The 15,313-nt window shown below is 68.5% G+C and carries 17 protein-coding genes and 1 tRNA gene; 6 read left to right on the plus strand and 12 right to left on the minus strand.

What is annotated here, in order from left to right:
* Positions 1-111: 111 nt before the first annotated feature.
* From clpX to OXQ95_RS06020, 5 genes are all read right to left on the minus strand, one after another.
* A complete protein-coding gene (gene clpX, locus OXQ95_RS06000; RefSeq protein WP_242095326.1) occupies positions 112-1,377 on the minus strand; it encodes an ATP-dependent Clp protease ATP-binding subunit ClpX in 1,266 nt (421 codons plus the stop codon).
* A 111-nt stretch (positions 1,378-1,488) separates the two neighbouring features.
* Positions 1,489-2,178: an ATP-dependent Clp protease proteolytic subunit gene (locus OXQ95_RS06005; protein WP_242095325.1), complete on the minus strand. Its 690-nt coding sequence runs from the start codon at positions 2,176-2,178 to the stop codon at positions 1,489-1,491.
* Positions 2,179-2,232: 54 nt separating this feature from the next.
* Positions 2,233-3,165, minus strand: a complete 933-nt coding sequence (locus tag OXQ95_RS06010) for a glycosyltransferase family 2 protein (protein WP_267380584.1) — start codon at positions 3,163-3,165, stop codon at positions 2,233-2,235.
* A gap of 133 nt (positions 3,166-3,298) precedes the next feature.
* Positions 3,299-4,993 (minus strand): trigger factor, encoded by a 1,695-nt coding sequence (gene tig, locus OXQ95_RS06015; protein ID WP_267380586.1) that lies wholly within the window; start codon positions 4,991-4,993, stop codon positions 3,299-3,301.
* A 62-nt stretch (positions 4,994-5,055) separates the two neighbouring features.
* Positions 5,056-5,140 (minus strand) — tRNA-Leu (locus OXQ95_RS06020).
* 108 nt (positions 5,141-5,248) lie between these two features.
* On the opposite strand from OXQ95_RS06020, the gene OXQ95_RS06025 reads away from it, so the two are divergent.
* Entirely contained in the window at positions 5,249-5,524 is a 276-nt protein-coding gene (locus OXQ95_RS06025; RefSeq protein WP_242095322.1) for a hypothetical protein, read from the plus strand.
* A 30-nt stretch (positions 5,525-5,554) separates the two neighbouring features.
* On the plus strand, positions 5,555-5,773 hold the full coding sequence (locus OXQ95_RS06030; RefSeq protein ID WP_242095908.1) for a hypothetical protein: 219 nt from the start codon (positions 5,555-5,557) through the stop codon (positions 5,771-5,773).
* 168 nt (positions 5,774-5,941) lie between these two features.
* On the opposite strand, the gene OXQ95_RS06035 is transcribed toward OXQ95_RS06030, so the two are convergent.
* From OXQ95_RS06035 to gatC, 6 genes are read right to left on the minus strand one after another with little or no spacing between them, the layout of a single operon-like run.
* Positions 5,942-6,592, minus strand: a complete 651-nt coding sequence (locus OXQ95_RS06035; RefSeq protein ID WP_267380589.1) for a peptidylprolyl isomerase — start codon at positions 6,590-6,592, stop codon at positions 5,942-5,944.
* A complete protein-coding gene (gatB, locus tag OXQ95_RS06040; protein WP_267380591.1) occupies positions 6,589-8,073 on the minus strand; it encodes an Asp-tRNA(Asn)/Glu-tRNA(Gln) amidotransferase subunit GatB in 1,485 nt (494 codons plus the stop codon). Before gatB ends, OXQ95_RS06035 begins: the two co-directional genes overlap by 4 nt.
* Positions 8,070-8,486, minus strand: coding sequence for a type II toxin-antitoxin system VapC family toxin (locus OXQ95_RS06045; RefSeq protein ID WP_242095319.1), 417 nt, complete (start codon positions 8,484-8,486; stop codon positions 8,070-8,072). The genes gatB and OXQ95_RS06045 overlap by 4 nt, the downstream gene beginning before the upstream one ends.
* Entirely contained in the window at positions 8,483-8,785 is a 303-nt protein-coding gene (locus tag OXQ95_RS06050; RefSeq protein WP_242095318.1) for an AbrB/MazE/SpoVT family DNA-binding domain-containing protein, read from the minus strand. Before OXQ95_RS06050 ends, OXQ95_RS06045 begins: the two co-directional genes overlap by 4 nt.
* 46 nt (positions 8,786-8,831) lie before the next feature.
* A complete protein-coding gene (gene gatA, locus OXQ95_RS06055) occupies positions 8,832-10,316 on the minus strand; it encodes an Asp-tRNA(Asn)/Glu-tRNA(Gln) amidotransferase subunit GatA (protein WP_267380595.1) in 1,485 nt (494 codons plus the stop codon).
* The gene (gene gatC / locus OXQ95_RS06060) at positions 10,316-10,603 is read right to left on the minus strand and encodes an Asp-tRNA(Asn)/Glu-tRNA(Gln) amidotransferase subunit GatC (RefSeq protein ID WP_242095316.1); all 288 of its coding nucleotides are present in this window, start codon (positions 10,601-10,603) and stop codon (positions 10,316-10,318) included. Before gatC ends, gatA begins: the two co-directional genes overlap by 1 nt.
* Before the next feature lie 46 nt (positions 10,604-10,649).
* On the opposite strand from gatC, the gene OXQ95_RS06065 reads away from it, so the two are divergent.
* Together OXQ95_RS06065 and ruvX are read left to right on the plus strand one after the other, a co-directional pair.
* Positions 10,650-11,762, plus strand: coding sequence for a DUF3089 domain-containing protein (locus OXQ95_RS06065; RefSeq protein WP_267380598.1), 1,113 nt, complete (start codon positions 10,650-10,652; stop codon positions 11,760-11,762).
* Positions 11,759-12,238, plus strand: coding sequence for a Holliday junction resolvase RuvX (gene ruvX / locus OXQ95_RS06070; RefSeq protein WP_267380600.1), 480 nt, complete (start codon positions 11,759-11,761; stop codon positions 12,236-12,238). The genes OXQ95_RS06065 and ruvX overlap by 4 nt, the downstream gene beginning before the upstream one ends.
* Positions 12,239-12,247: 9 nt before the next feature.
* Here the strand turns inward: ruvX and OXQ95_RS06075 are convergent, their stop codons facing one another.
* A complete protein-coding gene (locus OXQ95_RS06075; RefSeq protein WP_267380677.1) occupies positions 12,248-12,853 on the minus strand; it encodes a TIGR02466 family protein in 606 nt (201 codons plus the stop codon).
* A 245-nt stretch (positions 12,854-13,098) separates the two neighbouring features.
* Here OXQ95_RS06075 and OXQ95_RS06080 point away from each other — a divergent pair, with 245 nt between their 5' ends.
* Together OXQ95_RS06080 and OXQ95_RS06085 are read left to right on the plus strand one after the other, a co-directional pair.
* Complete coding sequence (locus OXQ95_RS06080; RefSeq protein ID WP_267380602.1) at positions 13,099-14,082, plus strand: aspartate carbamoyltransferase catalytic subunit; 984 nt, start codon at positions 13,099-13,101, stop codon at positions 14,080-14,082.
* Entirely contained in the window at positions 14,079-15,311 is a 1,233-nt protein-coding gene (locus OXQ95_RS06085) for an amidohydrolase family protein (protein ID WP_267380604.1), read from the plus strand. Before OXQ95_RS06080 ends, OXQ95_RS06085 begins: the two co-directional genes overlap by 4 nt.
* The last annotated feature ends 2 nt before the right edge of the window (positions 15,312-15,313 follow it).

Raw genomic sequence — 15,313 nt, forward strand, 5'->3', positions numbered from 1 at the left:
ACATCCCGATCCAGGCCCGCGACCTTCCCATCGGATGGGACGACGGCCCACACGAAAACGGGCGCCGATCGCTCGACGCCCGCTTCATCGCTGCCGGAAGGCGCGCCGCCGTCAGGCCGCGTCGCCCGCCTTCTTCTTTTCGGCATAGACGCGGATCGGTTCCTTGCGGCCCTCGATCACGTCCTTGTCGATCATCACTTCGTCCACGCCGTCCATCCCGGGCAGTTCGAACATCGTGTCGAGCAGGATGCTCTCGAGGATCGACCGCAGCCCGCGCGCACCGGTCTTGCGCTCGATCGCCTTGCGCGCGACCTGCACCAGCGCGTCGTCGGTGAAGCCCAGCTCCACGTCCTCCATCTCGAACAGCTTCTGGTATTGCTTCACCAGCGCGTTCTTGGGCTCGCTCAGGATCTTCACCAGCGCGTCGATGTCGAGATCCTCGAGCGTGGCGATCACCGGCAGACGGCCGACGAATTCGGGGATCAGACCAAACTTCAGCAGATCCTCGGGCTCGGTCTGGCGCAGCAGCTCGCCGGTGCGCCGCTCCTCGGGCGCCGCGACATAGGCGCCGAAGCCGATCGACTTGCCCTGCAGGCGATCGCCGATGATCTTTTCCAGGCCGCTGAACGCGCCACCGCAGATGAACAGGATGTTCGTCGTGTCGACCTGCAGGAATTCCTGTTGCGGATGCTTGCGCCCGCCCTGCGGCGGAACGCTCGCGGTCGTGCCCTCCATCAGCTTCAGCAACGCCTGCTGGACGCCCTCGCCCGACACGTCGCGCGTGATCGAGGGGTTCTCGGCCTTGCGGCTGATCTTGTCGATCTCGTCGATATAGACGATGCCGCGCTGCGCCCGCTCGACGTTATAGTCCGATGCCTGGAGCAGCTTGAGGATGATGTTCTCGACATCCTCGCCGACATAGCCCGCCTCGGTCAGCGTCGTCGCATCCGCCATCGTGAACGGCACGTCGAGGATGCGCGCCAGAGTCTGCGCGAGCAAAGTCTTGCCGCAACCCGTCGGGCCGACGAGCAGGATATTCGACTTGGCAAGCTCGACATCGGCACCCTTGGCGCCATGGTTCAGCCGCTTGTAATGGTTGTGCACCGCCACCGACAGCACGCGCTTGGCCTGCTTCTGCCCGATGACATAGTCGTCGAGCACGTTGCAGATCTCCTGCGGCGTCGGCACCCCGCCGTCCTTCTTGGACACCAGGGCGGACTTGGTCTCCTCGCGGATGATGTCGTTGCACAGTTCCACGCACTCATCGCAGATGAACACCGTGGGGCCGGCGATCAGCTTGCGCACCTCGTGCTGCGACTTGCCGCAGAACGAGCAATAGAGGGTGCTCTTGGAGTCGCCACCGCTCAACTTCGTCATTCAAACCATCCTTCGGGCGGAGACCGGCCCCGCCGATTGTGGGACAGGCATGGTAACCCGCCCCTTACGCAAACCACAATGGCATAAAGTGCCTAACGATTTCGTCCCGTCTCAGGCGGCCTTCGCCATATCGTCGGCGGGCGCCGGGCGCTTGTCGAACACCTCGTCGACCAGACCGAATTCCTTGGCCTCATGCGCCTCGAGGAACGTGTCGCGATCCATCCGGCGCTCGATCTCCTCGATCGGCTGGCCGGTATACTGCGAATAGAGCTGGTTCATCCGGGCGCGGATGCGCAAAATTTCCTTGGCCTGGATCTCGATGTCGCTGGCCATGCCCTGCGCGCCGCCCGAAGGCTGGTGGATCATGATGCGCGCGTTGGTGAGCGCGACGCGCATGCCCTTCTCGCCGCTCGCCAGCAGGAAGCTGCCCATCGACGCCGCCTGCCCGATGCACACCGTACCCACGCGCGGCCGGATATAATTCATGGTGTCGTGGATCGCCATGCCCGCCGTGACGACGCCGCCCGGCGAGTTGATGTACATGAAGATGTCCTTCTTCGGATTCTCGGATTCGAGGAAGAGCAGCTGCGCGGTGATGAGGCTGGCCATGCCATCCTCGACGCCGCCCGTCACGAAGATGATCCGCTCGCGCAGCAGGCGCGAGAAGATGTCGAAGGAACGTTCGCCCCGGTTCGACTGTTCGATGACGATGGGAACCAGACCCGCCTGGGTCTGCTGGAGACCGAGGCCGGCATGCGCCAGCGGGCTCGCGAAATCGCCGGTCTCGAACGGATTGTGCATGGAAGAACTCGCTTGTGTGGGATGACCGCAACATCGGCGCTTGTCGCGGCGAGTTCAAGCCCCGCGCGACGGCGCGCGGTGCGCCAGATAGGCAAGCCGCCGCACCTCGTGCCGGCCGTGCACCACGGTGTCGAGGATCAGCCCCGTGAACACGTTGAGCGCGGCGAACAGCCCGAGACCCGTGATGAGAATTGCGGTCGGGAAGCGCGGGACCAGATGCGTGTCCACATAGGTGAGGATCAGCGGCACGCCCAGCGCCAGCGCCAGCGCCGCGAACACGCCGCCGATCGCGCCGAAGAACAGCAGCGGCCGCTCGATGCGATAGAGCGTCACGATCGTGCGCAGGATGCGCCAGCCGTCCGAATAGGTGCTGAGCTTCGATTCGGAGCCCTCGGGCCGCGCATAATAGGGCGTCTCGATCTCGGCGACCGGCATCCGCAGTTCGAGCGCATGGACGCTGATCTCGGTTTCGATCTCGAACCCGGCCGACAGGGACGGAAAGCTCTTCACGAACCGCCGCGAGAACACGCGGTAACCCGATAGAATGTCGGTGAAGCTGCGCCCGAACAGCCGCGTCAGCATGCCCGTCAGCAGCGCGTTGCCGAATTGGTGGCCGCGGCGATACGCCTCCGCCGCTTCGTGCACCCGGCTGCCGACGATCATGTCGAGCTGTTCGTCGAGCAGCCGATCGACCAGCGCGGGGGCGGACGCTGCGTCATAGGTCGCGTCGCCATCGGCCATCACATAGATGTCGGCATCGATATCGGCGAACATTCGCCGCACCACCGCGCCCTTGCCCTGGATCCGCTCGCTGCGCACCACCGCGCCCGCGGCTGCGGCAACGGCGCAGGTCCGGTCGCGGCTGTTGTTGTCATAGACGTAGATGGTCGCGCCCGGCAGCGCGGCGCGGAACCCTGCCACCGTCTGGGCGATCGCCGCCTCTTCGTTGTAGCAGGGCAGCAGGACGGCGATTCTGGGTTCGGTCATGTGTCGCTCCCTGCCTTCACGGTGTTCCCCGGCGAAGGCCGGGGCCCAGTGGGGAAAGGTCTATAACGAAGCCGAGCGATCCGCCACGTTGGTCCTCCCCACTGAGCCCCGGCCTCCGCCGGGGAACAGGAGATCAGCCCTCGGTCGTCGTCGCGGCCTTCTTCGCGCGCGGCTTCTTCGCCGGTGCGGCGTCGGGGGCTTGCGTGCCCTCCGCATTCTCGGCCGCCACCGGCGACGATTCGAGCACCTGGGTTTCCGCGCTCACCGGCGCCGCCTTCTTGGCGCGCGGCTTCTTCACGGGCGCGGGTGCGGGCTCGACCTCGGCACCGGCATTGGCGCCCTTGGCGACGGGCTTGGTCGCTTCGGCAGGCTCGGCCGCTTCCGCGGGCGCGGCGTGATCCGCATGGTCGTGATCGGCGTGATCGTGCCCGGCGTGATCGTGATCGGCGTGATCGTGATCGTGATCGTCGTGGTTGTGGACGTGCGTGCCGGTCGCGAAGCCGTCTTCGCTCTCGATCGCGGCTTCCAGCTCCTCGCGGGTCGTCTCGCGATCGGTGATCTCGGCCTTGCCGAACAGGAAGTCGACGACCTTGTCCTCATAGAGCGGCGCGCGGAGCTGGGCGGCCGCCATCGGCTCCTGCTGGATATACTGGATGAAGCGCTGGCGATCCTCGGCGCCATATTGCTGCGCGGCCTGCGCGATCAGGCGGTTCATCTCCTGCTGGCTCACCTCGACGCCGTTCGCCTGGCCGATCTCGGACAGCAGCAGCCCCAGGCGCACGCGACGCTCGGCGATCTTGCGGTAATCCTCGCGCTCATTCTCCATCTCGGCCTTGGCGGCTTCGGGATCGGCCTCGTGGCCGGCCTCATGCTCCAGCTGCGACCAGATCTGCGCGAACTCCGCCTCGACCATCGAGGGCGGCACTTCGAAGTCATGACCCTCGGCCAGCTGGTCGAGCAGCTTGCGCTTCATGTGCGTGCGCGTCAGGCCGTTATGCTCCTGCTCGATCTGCCCCTTCAGCAGGCCGGTGAGCTGCTCCAGGCTTTCGAGGCCAAGCCCCTTCGCCAGATCGTCGTCGATCGTGCTTTCGCCCGCCACCTTGACCGACTTGATCGTCAGGTCGAACGTCGCCGCCTTGCCGGCCAGCGACTTCTCCTGGTAATCCGCCGGGAAGGTCACGTCGATGCGGCGCTCCTCGCCCGCCTTGGCGCCGATCACCTGCTCCTCGAAGCCCGGGATCAGCCGGCCGCTGCCGATCTCGACCGCCATGTCGGTGCCGGTGCCGCCGTCGAAGGCGACCTCGTCCACCTTGCCGACGAAATCCATCGTGACCAGGTCGCCGGTCTCGGCGGCCTTGTCGCCCGCATCGTCCCACTTCTTCTGCTGATCGGCGAACTTCTTCAACTGCTCGGTCACCGCTTCGTCCGAGACGGGCACCGTCAGCCGCTCCAGCGTCAGCGAATCGATCGCCGGCGTCGGCACCTGGGGCAGAACCTCCATCTCGACGGTCAGTTCGGCATCCTTGCCGGGCTCGTACCCCTCGCCGAGCGACACCGAGGGCTGCATCGCGGGGCGCAGGCCCTTTTCGGCGACGAGGCCCTGAACGCCTTCCTGGATCGCCGCATTCAGCGCGTCCTGGTGAAGCGCCGGGCCGTGCATCTTGCGCACGAGGTTCGCGGGCACCTTGCCGGGGCGGAAGCCGGGCATCTTCATCTGCGGCGCGAGGCGCTTCAGCTCGGCATCGACCTTCGAATCGATGTCCTTGGCGGTGATGGTCAGCGTGAAGGCGCGCTTCAGCCCCTCGCTCAACGTCTCGACAGTCTGCATGAACGGGCCTTCCGGTAAGGATAATCGGTTGAGGCGTGCGTCCCGCCGCGGGGCGGCGGGACTGGTGCGGGCGAAGGGACTCGAACCCCCACATCTTGCGATACTTGGACCTAAACCAAGCGCGTCTACCAGTTCCGCCACGCCCGCAAGGACACCGCCGGTCGGCGGGCGTCTATACCAGCCGGGCGCTCCGGGGCAAGCGCCGAGGCAACCGCTGCGCGAACAAGGCGTTGATGGCCTGCAAGGAGAAACCCGATGGCCAGCATACCCCCCGCCGAATTCCCGACGCCGACACCCGATTTCGACCAGCCCGACGCGCCCGGCCACGAGATCGACACGCCCGCGCCCGATACCGACATCCCCTCGCCCCAGCCGACCGAGACGCCCAACATGGACGCGCCGAACCCGGTGGGCTTCGCGATGCCGACCAGCAGCGACGTCGGCACGCGCGAGGCCGGCGACACCGGCGATATCGGCAGCACCGACGCCATGACCGCAAGCACCGGCGGCCTTGCCGGCACCAGCCGCTAAAGAAGGACGATCATGACCGATCCCGAGACCATGCCCGACAGCCCGCCCCCCGCGGACGACCATCCCGACAGCCCGCCCGACCGCGCCGATCCGCGCAGCGACATCGAACAGGCGGTGGAAGCGCGCAGCGACGCGGTGGCGCGTGGCGAAGGCGGCCCCGAACCCGAAACGATGACCGCGCCCGGCCTGGCCGACGGCGTGGGCGGCACCGGCGGCGTGGTGCGCAATCAGGACGACGATGCGCAGTAGTTTTTAGGGGATGCCCAATCTGTTCCCCGGCGAAAGCCGGGGCCCAGGTGGGAGAACCCTTATTGGAGAACGCCGCGCCTCGTCACGATGGCCTTCCCAACTGGGCCCCGGCCTTCGCCGGGGAACAGTTCAGCCATTACCCTGATCGCGGCATAAAGCGCCCAAAGCTCACCGCGAAACCGGCACCCGCCGCGCCGAAACGATCCGCACCGCCTCCACCGGCACCTCGCCCTTGAAGGCCCCGCGCAACGTCGCCGTCGGCGACACCGGTGCGTCCATCACGCCCACCACCACGTCCATACCCTCGACGACATGGCCGAAGGCGGCATAGCCCAGATTGTCGCCCGGCTTCGTCGGATCCGCATCCATCCCCGGCTGATCGCCCACCAGAATCGTGAACTCGCCGCGCGCGGTGCCCGGGGCGAGCCGCGCGGTGGAGATCGTGCCGTTCAGATGCTTGATGCCGGTCACCGTGGTCGGCTCGTGACGGACGGGCGGCAGCGACCGCTTGGGGTCGCCGTTCGCGCCGAACTGCACGAAGCCGAAATGATCCGCCACCTTCACGTCGCGGTAGAAGGTGACGCCGTCCAGCCGGTGCTGGTCGACATAGCGCAGGAAATTGCCCGCGCTGATGGGCGCATGCACCGTATCCGCCTCGATCACGATCCGCCCCGCGCTCGTCTCCAGCGCCACGCGCGGCAGTGGCGCGGACGCGACGGGCACGGGCGACGTCGCCACCGGCGCCGCGTTCGTCTGCGCAAGCGCGGGCATCGCCCACAGGCCGAGCACGGCAAGCAGCGACGGCGCGGCCATGCTCATGCCACCGACGGCCCGAGCAGCGTCTTCAGCCGCGCGTTGACCACGCCGGGATTGGCCTTGCCGCCCATCGCCTTCATCGTCTGGCCGACGAAGAAGCCGAACAGCTTGTCCTTGCCGCCGCGGTAATCGGCCACCTTGTCCGCGTTCGCCGCCATGATCGCGTCGATCGCGGCGTCGATCGCGCCGGTGTCGCTGGTCTGTTTCAGCCCGCGATCCTCGACGATCCGGGCCGGCGCCTCGCCGGTTTCGAGCATCACTTCGAACACCTGTTTGGCAAGGCTGCCCGACAGCGTTCCGTCGGCCACCAGCGCCAGCAGTTCCGCCGCCTGCACCGGCGTCACCGGCGAATTCGCGATGTCGCGCCCGGTGCGGTTGAGCGCGCCGAACAGTTCGGACGTCGTCCAGTTCGCCGCCGCCACCGGCGGCGCGCCCGCCTCCAGCAGCGCGTCGAACCAGCGCGCCGCCTCCACCTCGGCGGTCAGCACGGCGGACTGATAGGCGCCGATCCCCGCCGCCTCGTAACGCCGGCGCTTGGCGTCGGGCAGCTCGGGCAGGCTCGCGCGGCATTCGTCGAGAAACGCCTCGTCCAGTTCGAGCGGCAACAGATCGGGATCGGGGAAGTAGCGGTAATCATGCGCATCCTCCTTCGACCGCATCGACCGCGTCTCGTTGCGGTCAGGGTCATAGAGGCGGGTTTCCTGCGCGATCGTGCCACCATCCTCCAGCACGTCGATCTGGCGCCGCGCCTCCTGCTCGACGACCGCCATCACGAAGCGGACCGAGTTGACATTCTTCGTCTCGGTGCGCGTGCCGAGCCCCGCGCCGGGCTTGCGCACGCTGACGTTCACGTCGGCGCGCATCGAGCCTTCCTCCATATTGCCGTCGCAACTGCCGACATAGCGCAGGATCGCCCGCAGCTTGCGGAGGTAAGCGCCGGCTTCGGCCGGAGACGCCATGTCGGGCCGGCTGACGATCTCCATCAGCGCGACGCCCGACCGGTTGAGGTCGACATAGCTGCGCGTCGGGTGCTGATCGTGCATCAGCTTGCCCGCATCCTGCTCGACATGGATGCGCTCGACGCCGATCCGCTTCGTCGCGCCGTCGGAGTTCTTCTCGTCCAGCGCGATGTCGATCGCGCCCTCCCCCACCAGCGGATGGTAGAGCTGGCTGATCTGATAACCCTGCGGCAGATCGGCGTAGAAATAATTCTTCCGGTCGAAGCGCGACCAGCGGTTGATCTGCGCATCGATCGCCATGCCGGTGCGCACCGCCTGGCGGATGCATTCGCGGTTCGGCACGGGCAGCATGCCCGGCATCGCCGCGTCGACCAGGCTGACCTGCGTGTTCGGCTCCGCGCCGAACGTCGTCGCCGCGCCCGAGAAGAGCTTGGCGTTCGACGTCACCTGCGCATGGACCTCTAGGCCGACGACGACCTCCCATTCCCCGGTAGCGCCCTGGATGCGGTATGCGGTGTCGGTCATGGATGCGTCTCGGGTGTGATGAGGGAAAGATCGGGGAAGTAGCGATGATAGAGCCTGGCATCGCGGGTCAGCAAGGTGGCGCCGAGCGACAGCGCGTGAGCCCCGATGAAGAAATCGGGCAGCGGCCGCTTCGCCTCTCCTTCCCCACGCTCGGCGCGCGCTTGCAGGAAGCGGTGCCCGGCCAGGAACGCCGTCGCGTCGTCCAGCACGGACGACGTCAGTTCCAGCGGCGCCACCGCCACCTGAAGCGCGCGGAGCGTCGGGTAATCGCGGCTGAGTTCGGCGATCACGATCGCGTCGATCGCCAGGTCGCCATCGGCACGGGCCTCGGCCAATTGCCTTAGCGACCATGGCCGCCAATGCGGATCGTCCTGCAACACGTCGATGAGGACGTTGGTGTCGACGAAGATCACCAATCCTCGTGCCGATGCGGCCGGACATGGTCCATGTAATCGTCGGTCGTCGCAAAGCCGGTGTCGAGCGTGCCAACCACCGATCCGATCTGTGCGAGATACCGCGCCTTGCGCTCCTCGCGCGTTTCGGTCGGCTGGCGGGGCACGACCACCACCTGTCCGTCGGCATTCAGGCCGACGGTCACCTCGCCGCCCGGCACCAGACCGGCGCGCTCGCGCAAGCCCTTGGGAATGAGCACTTGACCCTTGCTGGTCATGTTGCCGTCGCTCGCTTCGGTGACGGGGCTATAGGCGTTCATCGCTCATCTCCAGTGTTACCGCGGTAACACTTTGTGGTTCAAGCGTCTACCACCAGGCCTCCGGCCGCGCGACGAAGCCGGCGCGCTGCTCGATCGCGAGGCCGGCGTTCAGCACGCCCTGCTCGTCGAGCGGCTTGCCGATGATCTGCAGGCCGAGCGGCAGGCCGTTCGCATCGAGGCCGCCCGGCACGCTCATCGCGGGCAATCCCGCGAGGCTCGACGGCACGGTGAAGACGTCGTTCAGATACATCGCGATCGGATCGGCCGATTTCTCGCCCAGCGCGAACGCCGCCGACGGCGCCGTCGGCGCGAGCAGCACGTCGCATCGCTCCCAAGCACGCTCGAAATCGCGCGCGATCAGCGTGCGGACGCGCTGCGCCTGCGTGTAATAGGCGTCGTAGAAGCCGGCCGACAGCACATAGGTGCCGATCAGGATGCGCCGCTTAACCTCGGGGCCGAAGCCGTCGGCGCGCGTCGCGGCATACATGTCCTGCAGCCCCGCCCCCTCGGGCAGATCGCGGATGCCGTAGCGCACGCCGTCATAGCGCGCGAGGTTGGACGAGGCCTCGGCCGGCGCGATGATGTAATAGGCGGGCAGCGCGTATCTGGTGTGCGGCAGCGAGACCTCGACGATCTCGGCACCGGCGTCGCTCAGCCAGGCGATGCCCTGCTGCCACAAGGCCTCGATCTCCGCGGGCATCCCGTCGACGCGATACTCCTTGGGAATACCGACGCGCAAACCTTTCAGATCGCCCGACAATCCCGATTCCCACCGGGGCACGTCGAGCTTCAGCGAGGTCGCGTCGCGCGGGTCGAACCCGGCCATCGCCTCCAGCAGGATCGCGCAGTCGCGCACGTCGCGCGCCATCGGCCCCGCCTGATCGAGGCTGGAGGCGAACGCGATCGTGCCCCAGCGCGAGCAGCGGCCATAGGTCGGCTTGATCCCCGCGATCCCGGTGAAGGCGGCGGGCTGGCGGATCGATCCGCCGGTGTCGGTGCCGGTCGCGCCCGGGCACAGCCGCGCCGCGATCGCCGCCGACGAGCCACCCGAGGAGCCGCCGGGTGCCAGCGCCGCATTGCCGCCGTCACGTCGCCGCCACGGCGAGATCACGTTGCCGAACGCCGACGTCTCGTTGGACGAGCCCATCGCGAACTGGTCCATGTTCAGCTTGCCGAGCATCCCCGCGCCCGCATCCCACAGATTCTGCGACACGCGCGATTCATAGGTCGGCACGAAGCCTTCGAGGATGTGGCTCGCCGCCGTCGTCGCCACGCCGCTGGTGCAGAACAGGTCCTTCATCCCGATCGGCACGCCGGCCAGCGGCTTGGGCGTCTCGCCCGCCGCGCGCGCCGCGTCGGCGGCGTCGGCGGCGGCGATCGCATGTTCGGGCGTTTCGACAAGGAACGCGTTCAACGCCTTGGCGCGGCTCACCTTCGTCACGAAGGCGTCGGCGATTTCGCGTGCGGAAAAGACGCCCTCGCGCACGCCGTCGCGGATCGCGGCCACGCCCAGATCGGTCAGCTCGGTCATTATTCGATCACCTTGGGCACGGTGAAGAAGCCGTGTTCGGCCTGGGGCGCGTTGGCCAGAACCTGTTCGCGGATGCCGCCATCGGTGACGACGTCGTCGCGCAACCGCAGATGGTTGGGGATCACCGCCGTCATCGGCTCGACACCTTGGGTGTCGACCTCCTCCAGCATTTCGATCCAGCCCAGGATGTTGCCGAGCTCGGGCGCGATCCGGGTCGCGTCCTCCTCGGTGATCGCGATGCGGGCCAGGCTCGCGATCTTCTTCACGGTTGCGGGTGTGACGGACATGGCGCCCGGCTAGCATCCGGCCCGCGCCCCGTGCAAGGGTGCAACGATGGCCCGCAAGTTCCTCTATGCCTTCGCCGTGCTGATCGTGCTCGTGATCGCGGGCGCCTTCGCCTATCGGCTCTACGGCACGCAGCTCCTGCGGATGGCACTCGTGCCGCGAACGGCGTTCGCCGTGCAGCGCCGCGTCTCGCCCAATGCCTATGCGCCCGCCGCGATGTGGATCGCGCGGCCCGACATCGCCGGCAACCCCTCGCTCTGGACGCCCGCGGGGGCTGCGCCCACGACCACGGCCACGAAGGGCGCGGCGGTCTTCTTCGTCCACCCCACATCCTATCTCGCGCGCGATCACTGGAACGCGCCGCTGAACGATGCCGAGGCCAATGCCCGCGCCGCCTTGTTCCTGCGCGCACAGGCGAGCGCGTTCAATGGCGTCGGCCAGGTCTGGGCGCCGCGCTACCGCCAGGCGACGTTCGGCGCATTCCTGACGACCGCCGCCGACGCCGGTCGCGCGCTCGATCTCGCCTATGGCGACGTGGCCGCGGCGTTCGACGCATTCCTGACGCAGATCGGGCCCGACCGGCCGATCGTGCTGGCCGGCCACAGCCAGGGCGCGCTCCATCTCGAACGCCTGCTTCGCGAGCGGATCGCGCCCGACCCCGCCTTGTCGCGCCGGATCGTCGCGGCCTATGTCGTCGGCTGGCCGATCTCGCGCACGACGGATCTGCCGCGGCTCGGGCTGCCCGAATGCACGCGCGGCGATCAGGCCGGCTGCATCCTGTCCTGGCAGAGCTATGCCGAGCCCGCCGATCCTTCTCTGGTGGTCGAGGGGTATGACGCGACTACGGGATTCACCGGCGCGCCGCGCAAGGGCACGGCGATGGTCTGCACCAATCCGCTGACCGGGACCGCCGATGCCGCCGCGCCGGCCAGCGCGAATCTCGGCACGCTCTATCCGACCAAGGATCTGTCGAACGCGGCGATGACCGCGCACGCGGTGCCCGCGCGCTGCGCCCCTCCGGGGCTGTTGCTGATCGGGCCGCCCCCCAACGTCGGCAGCTATGTGCTGCCGGGCAACAACTATCATGTCTATGATTACAGCCTGTTCTGGGCGAATGTTCGCGCGGATGCGGCGCGGCGGCTGGCGGCGTTCGGGCGATGAGCATGCTGACCGTCGATCGCGCCGTCTTTCGCGAAGCGCTGCCGCTGGGCGGCCGGATGATCGGCCTCGACGTCGGCACCAAGACGATCGGCACCGCGCTGTGCGACGCGGGGTGGAGCTTCGCCAGCCCCGCGCTGCTCGTGCGCCGCACCAAGTTCATGAAGGACAAGGCCGCGCTCGCCGGGCTGATCGCCGCGCAGGCGGTGCGCGGAATCGTGATCGGACTGCCGCTCAATCTCGACGGCAGCGAAAGCCCGCGCAGCCAGTCGACTCGGGCGTTCGCGCGCAACTGCGTCGACATGGGTCTGCCGATCCTGCTGTGGGACGAGCGCTGGTCGACGCAAGCCGTCACGCGCACCCTGATCGAGGCCGATATGAGCCGCGCCAAACGTGCCGAGCGGGTCGACAACATGGCCGCCGCCTATATCCTGCAGGGCGCGATCGATGCGCTGGTGGCGGGTGATCCGGCGTTCTGAAACAGGCACTTACCAGCGATAGTTGAAGCTCACGCTGATCCGCTCGCCCTTGCCCGTGCCCGCGGGCACCTCGTGGCGCAGCCAGCTTTCCCACAAGAACACGCTGCCCGCCACCGGCACCGCCTCCACGAAGGTGCGCAGGGCGTCGGGCGCGCCGGCGAGCCGTGGCGGCGCGGCCATCATCATCGGCAGCCGGGGATCCTCCAGCTTCAGCCCGCGCGCACCCTCGGGCAGCGCGATATAGACGGTGCCCGACACGACGCTGTGCGGATGGAGATGCGCGGTGTGGGCGCCCCCGGGTTTCAGGACGTTCGCCCAGAGGCTGTCGAGCTTCAGCTTGCGCCCGCCCAGATCGAACGCGCATTCCTTCGCGAACGCCGCCACATGCCGGTCGAGCGCGCGCTTCAGATCGGCGAAGGCCGGATCGCGCTGCGGCAGGTCGTTCAGCGACGCATAGGAGGTATAGCCGCGATAGCCATGCGCCTTGGACCAGCGCCGCCCCGCCCCGTCGTCCTCGGCCAGCGCACGGCACGACGCCTCCAGATCGGCGACGAGCGCGGGATCGTCGAGCGACCCTTCGTACAGGAGCGAGGCGAAGAGCGTGCGGACCGTCATCGCCGCGCCATAGCGCAGCGACCACGCCGCGTCAGCCGCTGTCCTACAGGGCGGCATCCGTGCGATCTCGGCGGCATGCCGAACACCGTCCGCCACCCCGCCCGCCCGCTGGAGCGACAGCCACACTGTCCTTCCACTTCGATGCTTCACACACCTCCACTTCCTCCACTTCCTCCACTTCGGCCCTCCGCTTCGGCGCCGCACGGCTTGCACGGCCGTGTTCCGGCCGCTACCCGACACCCTCGATGACCAGATCGGACCACCGCCCCGCCACGCTGATCGACGGGGGCGCCGTGTTCCCGCACCGGCACCTGACCGGGATCGACGGCCTCGAGCCGCACGAGATCGCCTTCCTGCTCGACGAGGCCGAAACCTGGGTGGAGGCGAACCGCGCACATGCCACGCCCGACAAGAGGCTGGCCGGCCTGACGCAGATCAACGCCTTTTTCGAGAATTCGACGCGCACTTTGCTGTCGTTCGAGATCGCGGGCAAGCGTCTGGGCGCCGACGTCGTCAACATGCACGCCGCGCAATCCAGCGTGAAGAAGGGCGAGACGCTGATCGACACCGCCAAGACGCTGAACGCGATGCGCGCGGACGTGATCGTCATCCGCCACATGGCGTCGGGCGCGGTGCGGCTGATCGCGGGCAAGGTGGATTGCCCCGTGCTCAACGCGGGCGACGGGCGGCACGAGCATCCGACCCAGGCGCTGCTCGATGCGCTGACGATCCGGCGGCGGCGCGGCGCCATCGCCGGCCAGCGCGTGGTGATCTGCGGCGACGTGCTCCACAGCCGCGTCGCGCGGTCGAACATCCTGGCGCTCACCGCACTGGCGGCGGAGGTGCGGGTATGCGCGCCCTCCACGCTGATGCCGCCCGCCATCGAGCGGATGGGCGTCACCGCCTTCACCGATTTCGACGCCGCGCTGGTGGGGGCGGACGTGGTGATGATGCTGCGCGTGCAGAACGAGCGGATGGCGGGCGGCTATATCCCCTCGGCGCGCGAATATCGGATGCGCTACGGGCTGACGGAGGCGCGGTTCGCGCGCGTGCCCGACGCGCTGGTGATGCATCCGGGGCCGATGAACCGGGGCGTCGAGATCGACTCGGTGGTGGCGGACCATGCGCGCTCGGCCATCACCGAGCAGGTGGAGATGGGCGTGGCGGTGCGGATGGCGTGTCTCGACGTGCTGACCCGGCGTGCGCGCGGCGTGGAGGGCTGGGCATGAAGCGCGCATTCCTCAACGCATCGCTCGTCTGCCCGGTGGGTGGCGAGCGGCCGGGCGGCCTGCTGGTCGAGGACGGCACGATCCGCGCGGTCGGCAATTTCGACCTGCCTTCCGACGCAGAAACGGTGGATTGCGGGGGCAAGATGCTGGCGCCCGCGCTGGTCGATCTGGGCGTGTTCAAGGTCGATCGCGCCGCCTGCCGCGCGGGCGGGATCGTCCGCGTGGGGCTGATGCCCGATCAGTCGCCGGTACTGGACGATCCCGGCATCGTCCAGCGCGCCGCGCTGATCGGCAAGCCCGATCTGTGGATCCACCCGATCGCCGCCGCCACGCGCGGGCTGGCGGGCGCGGATCTGGCCGAGATGGCGATCTGCGCTTCGGCTGGCGCGCGTGCGGTCGGCACCGGGCGGGGATGGATCGCGGATGCCGGCGTGATGCACCGCGCGCTCGCCTATGCGCGCGATCTCGACGTTGCGGTGGTCGTCCATGCCGAGGATGGCGGGCTGATCGGCGATGCGGTGGCGACCGCGGGCGAGACCGCGACTCGGCTCGGCCTGCCCGCCGCCCCCGCCGCCGCCGAGGCGCTGGCGATCGCGCGCGACCTGATGCTGGCGGAGGATACGGGGGCACGGCTCCACATCCGCCAGGTGACGACCGCGGGCGGATTCGATCTCGTCCGCGCGGCCAGGCGCCGGGGGGTGCCGGTGACGTGCGGGATCACCCCTGCGCATCTCCATCTGTCCGACATCGCGATGAGCGATTTCCGCACCTTCGCGCATCTTTCGCCGCCGCTGCGCGCGGAGAACGACCGGCGCGCCGCGCTGGCCGCGGTGGCGGACGGAACGATCGACGTGATCGCCTCCGGCCATGATCCGCAGGGCCCCGAGGCCAAGCGCCTGCCCTTCGCCGATTCGGCGGCCGGCATGGCGGGGGCGGAAACGCTGCTGCCGCTCGCGCTGATGCTGGTGCGCGACGGTCTGGTGACGCTGCCCGCGCTGTTCGCGCTGCTCGCGCGCAACCCGGCGGCGGTGCTGGGACTCGACACCGGCACGCTGGAGCCGGGCAAGCCGGCCGACCTGCTGCTGTTCGATGGCGCCGCGCCGTGGCGGATCAGCGGCGACTCGTTCGTGGCGTCGGCCGGCAACACACCCTTCGACGGTCTGCCGGTCCAGGGCCGCGTGCTGCGACTGTGGAAGGGCGGCCGGGAGATCGCCCCGCCGCCGGCGTGAGC

Origin of the sequence: Sphingomonas sp. GC_Shp_6, from assembly GCF_026540835.1 — a bacterium.
Lineage (GTDB): Bacteria > Pseudomonadota > Alphaproteobacteria > Sphingomonadales > Sphingomonadaceae > Sphingomonas.

Coding starts and splice junctions, on each gene's coding strand:
- clpX (WP_242095326.1), bottom strand. CDS start 1,377: ATGACGAAGTTGAGCGGTGGCGACTCCAAGAGCACCCTCTATTGCTCG.
- OXQ95_RS06005 (WP_242095325.1), bottom strand. CDS start 2,178: ATGCACAATCCGTTCGAGACCGGCGATTTCGCGAGCCCGCTGGCGCAT.
- OXQ95_RS06010 (WP_267380584.1), bottom strand. CDS start 3,165: ATGACCGAACCCAGAATCGCCGTCCTGCTGCCCTGCTACAACGAAGAG.
- tig (WP_267380586.1), bottom strand. CDS start 4,993: ATGCAGACTGTCGAGACGTTGAGCGAGGGGCTGAAGCGCGCCTTCACG.
- OXQ95_RS06025 (WP_242095322.1), top strand. CDS start 5,249: ATGGCCAGCATACCCCCCGCCGAATTCCCGACGCCGACACCCGATTTC.
- OXQ95_RS06030 (WP_242095908.1), top strand. CDS start 5,555: ATGCCCGACAGCCCGCCCCCCGCGGACGACCATCCCGACAGCCCGCCC.
- OXQ95_RS06035 (WP_267380589.1), bottom strand. CDS start 6,592: ATGAGCATGGCCGCGCCGTCGCTGCTTGCCGTGCTCGGCCTGTGGGCG.
- gatB (WP_267380591.1), bottom strand. CDS start 8,073: ATGACCGACACCGCATACCGCATCCAGGGCGCTACCGGGGAATGGGAG.
- OXQ95_RS06050 (WP_242095318.1), bottom strand. CDS start 8,785: ATGAACGCCTATAGCCCCGTCACCGAAGCGAGCGACGGCAACATGACC.
- gatA (WP_267380595.1), bottom strand. CDS start 10,316: ATGACCGAGCTGACCGATCTGGGCGTGGCCGCGATCCGCGACGGCGTG.
- gatC (WP_242095316.1), bottom strand. CDS start 10,603: ATGTCCGTCACACCCGCAACCGTGAAGAAGATCGCGAGCCTGGCCCGC.
- OXQ95_RS06065 (WP_267380598.1), top strand. CDS start 10,650: ATGGCCCGCAAGTTCCTCTATGCCTTCGCCGTGCTGATCGTGCTCGTG.
- ruvX (WP_267380600.1), top strand. CDS start 11,759: ATGAGCATGCTGACCGTCGATCGCGCCGTCTTTCGCGAAGCGCTGCCG.
- OXQ95_RS06075 (WP_267380677.1), bottom strand. CDS start 12,853: ATGACGGTCCGCACGCTCTTCGCCTCGCTCCTGTACGAAGGGTCGCTC.
- OXQ95_RS06080 (WP_267380602.1), top strand. CDS start 13,099: ATGACCAGATCGGACCACCGCCCCGCCACGCTGATCGACGGGGGCGCC.
- OXQ95_RS06085 (WP_267380604.1), top strand. CDS start 14,079: ATGAAGCGCGCATTCCTCAACGCATCGCTCGTCTGCCCGGTGGGTGGC.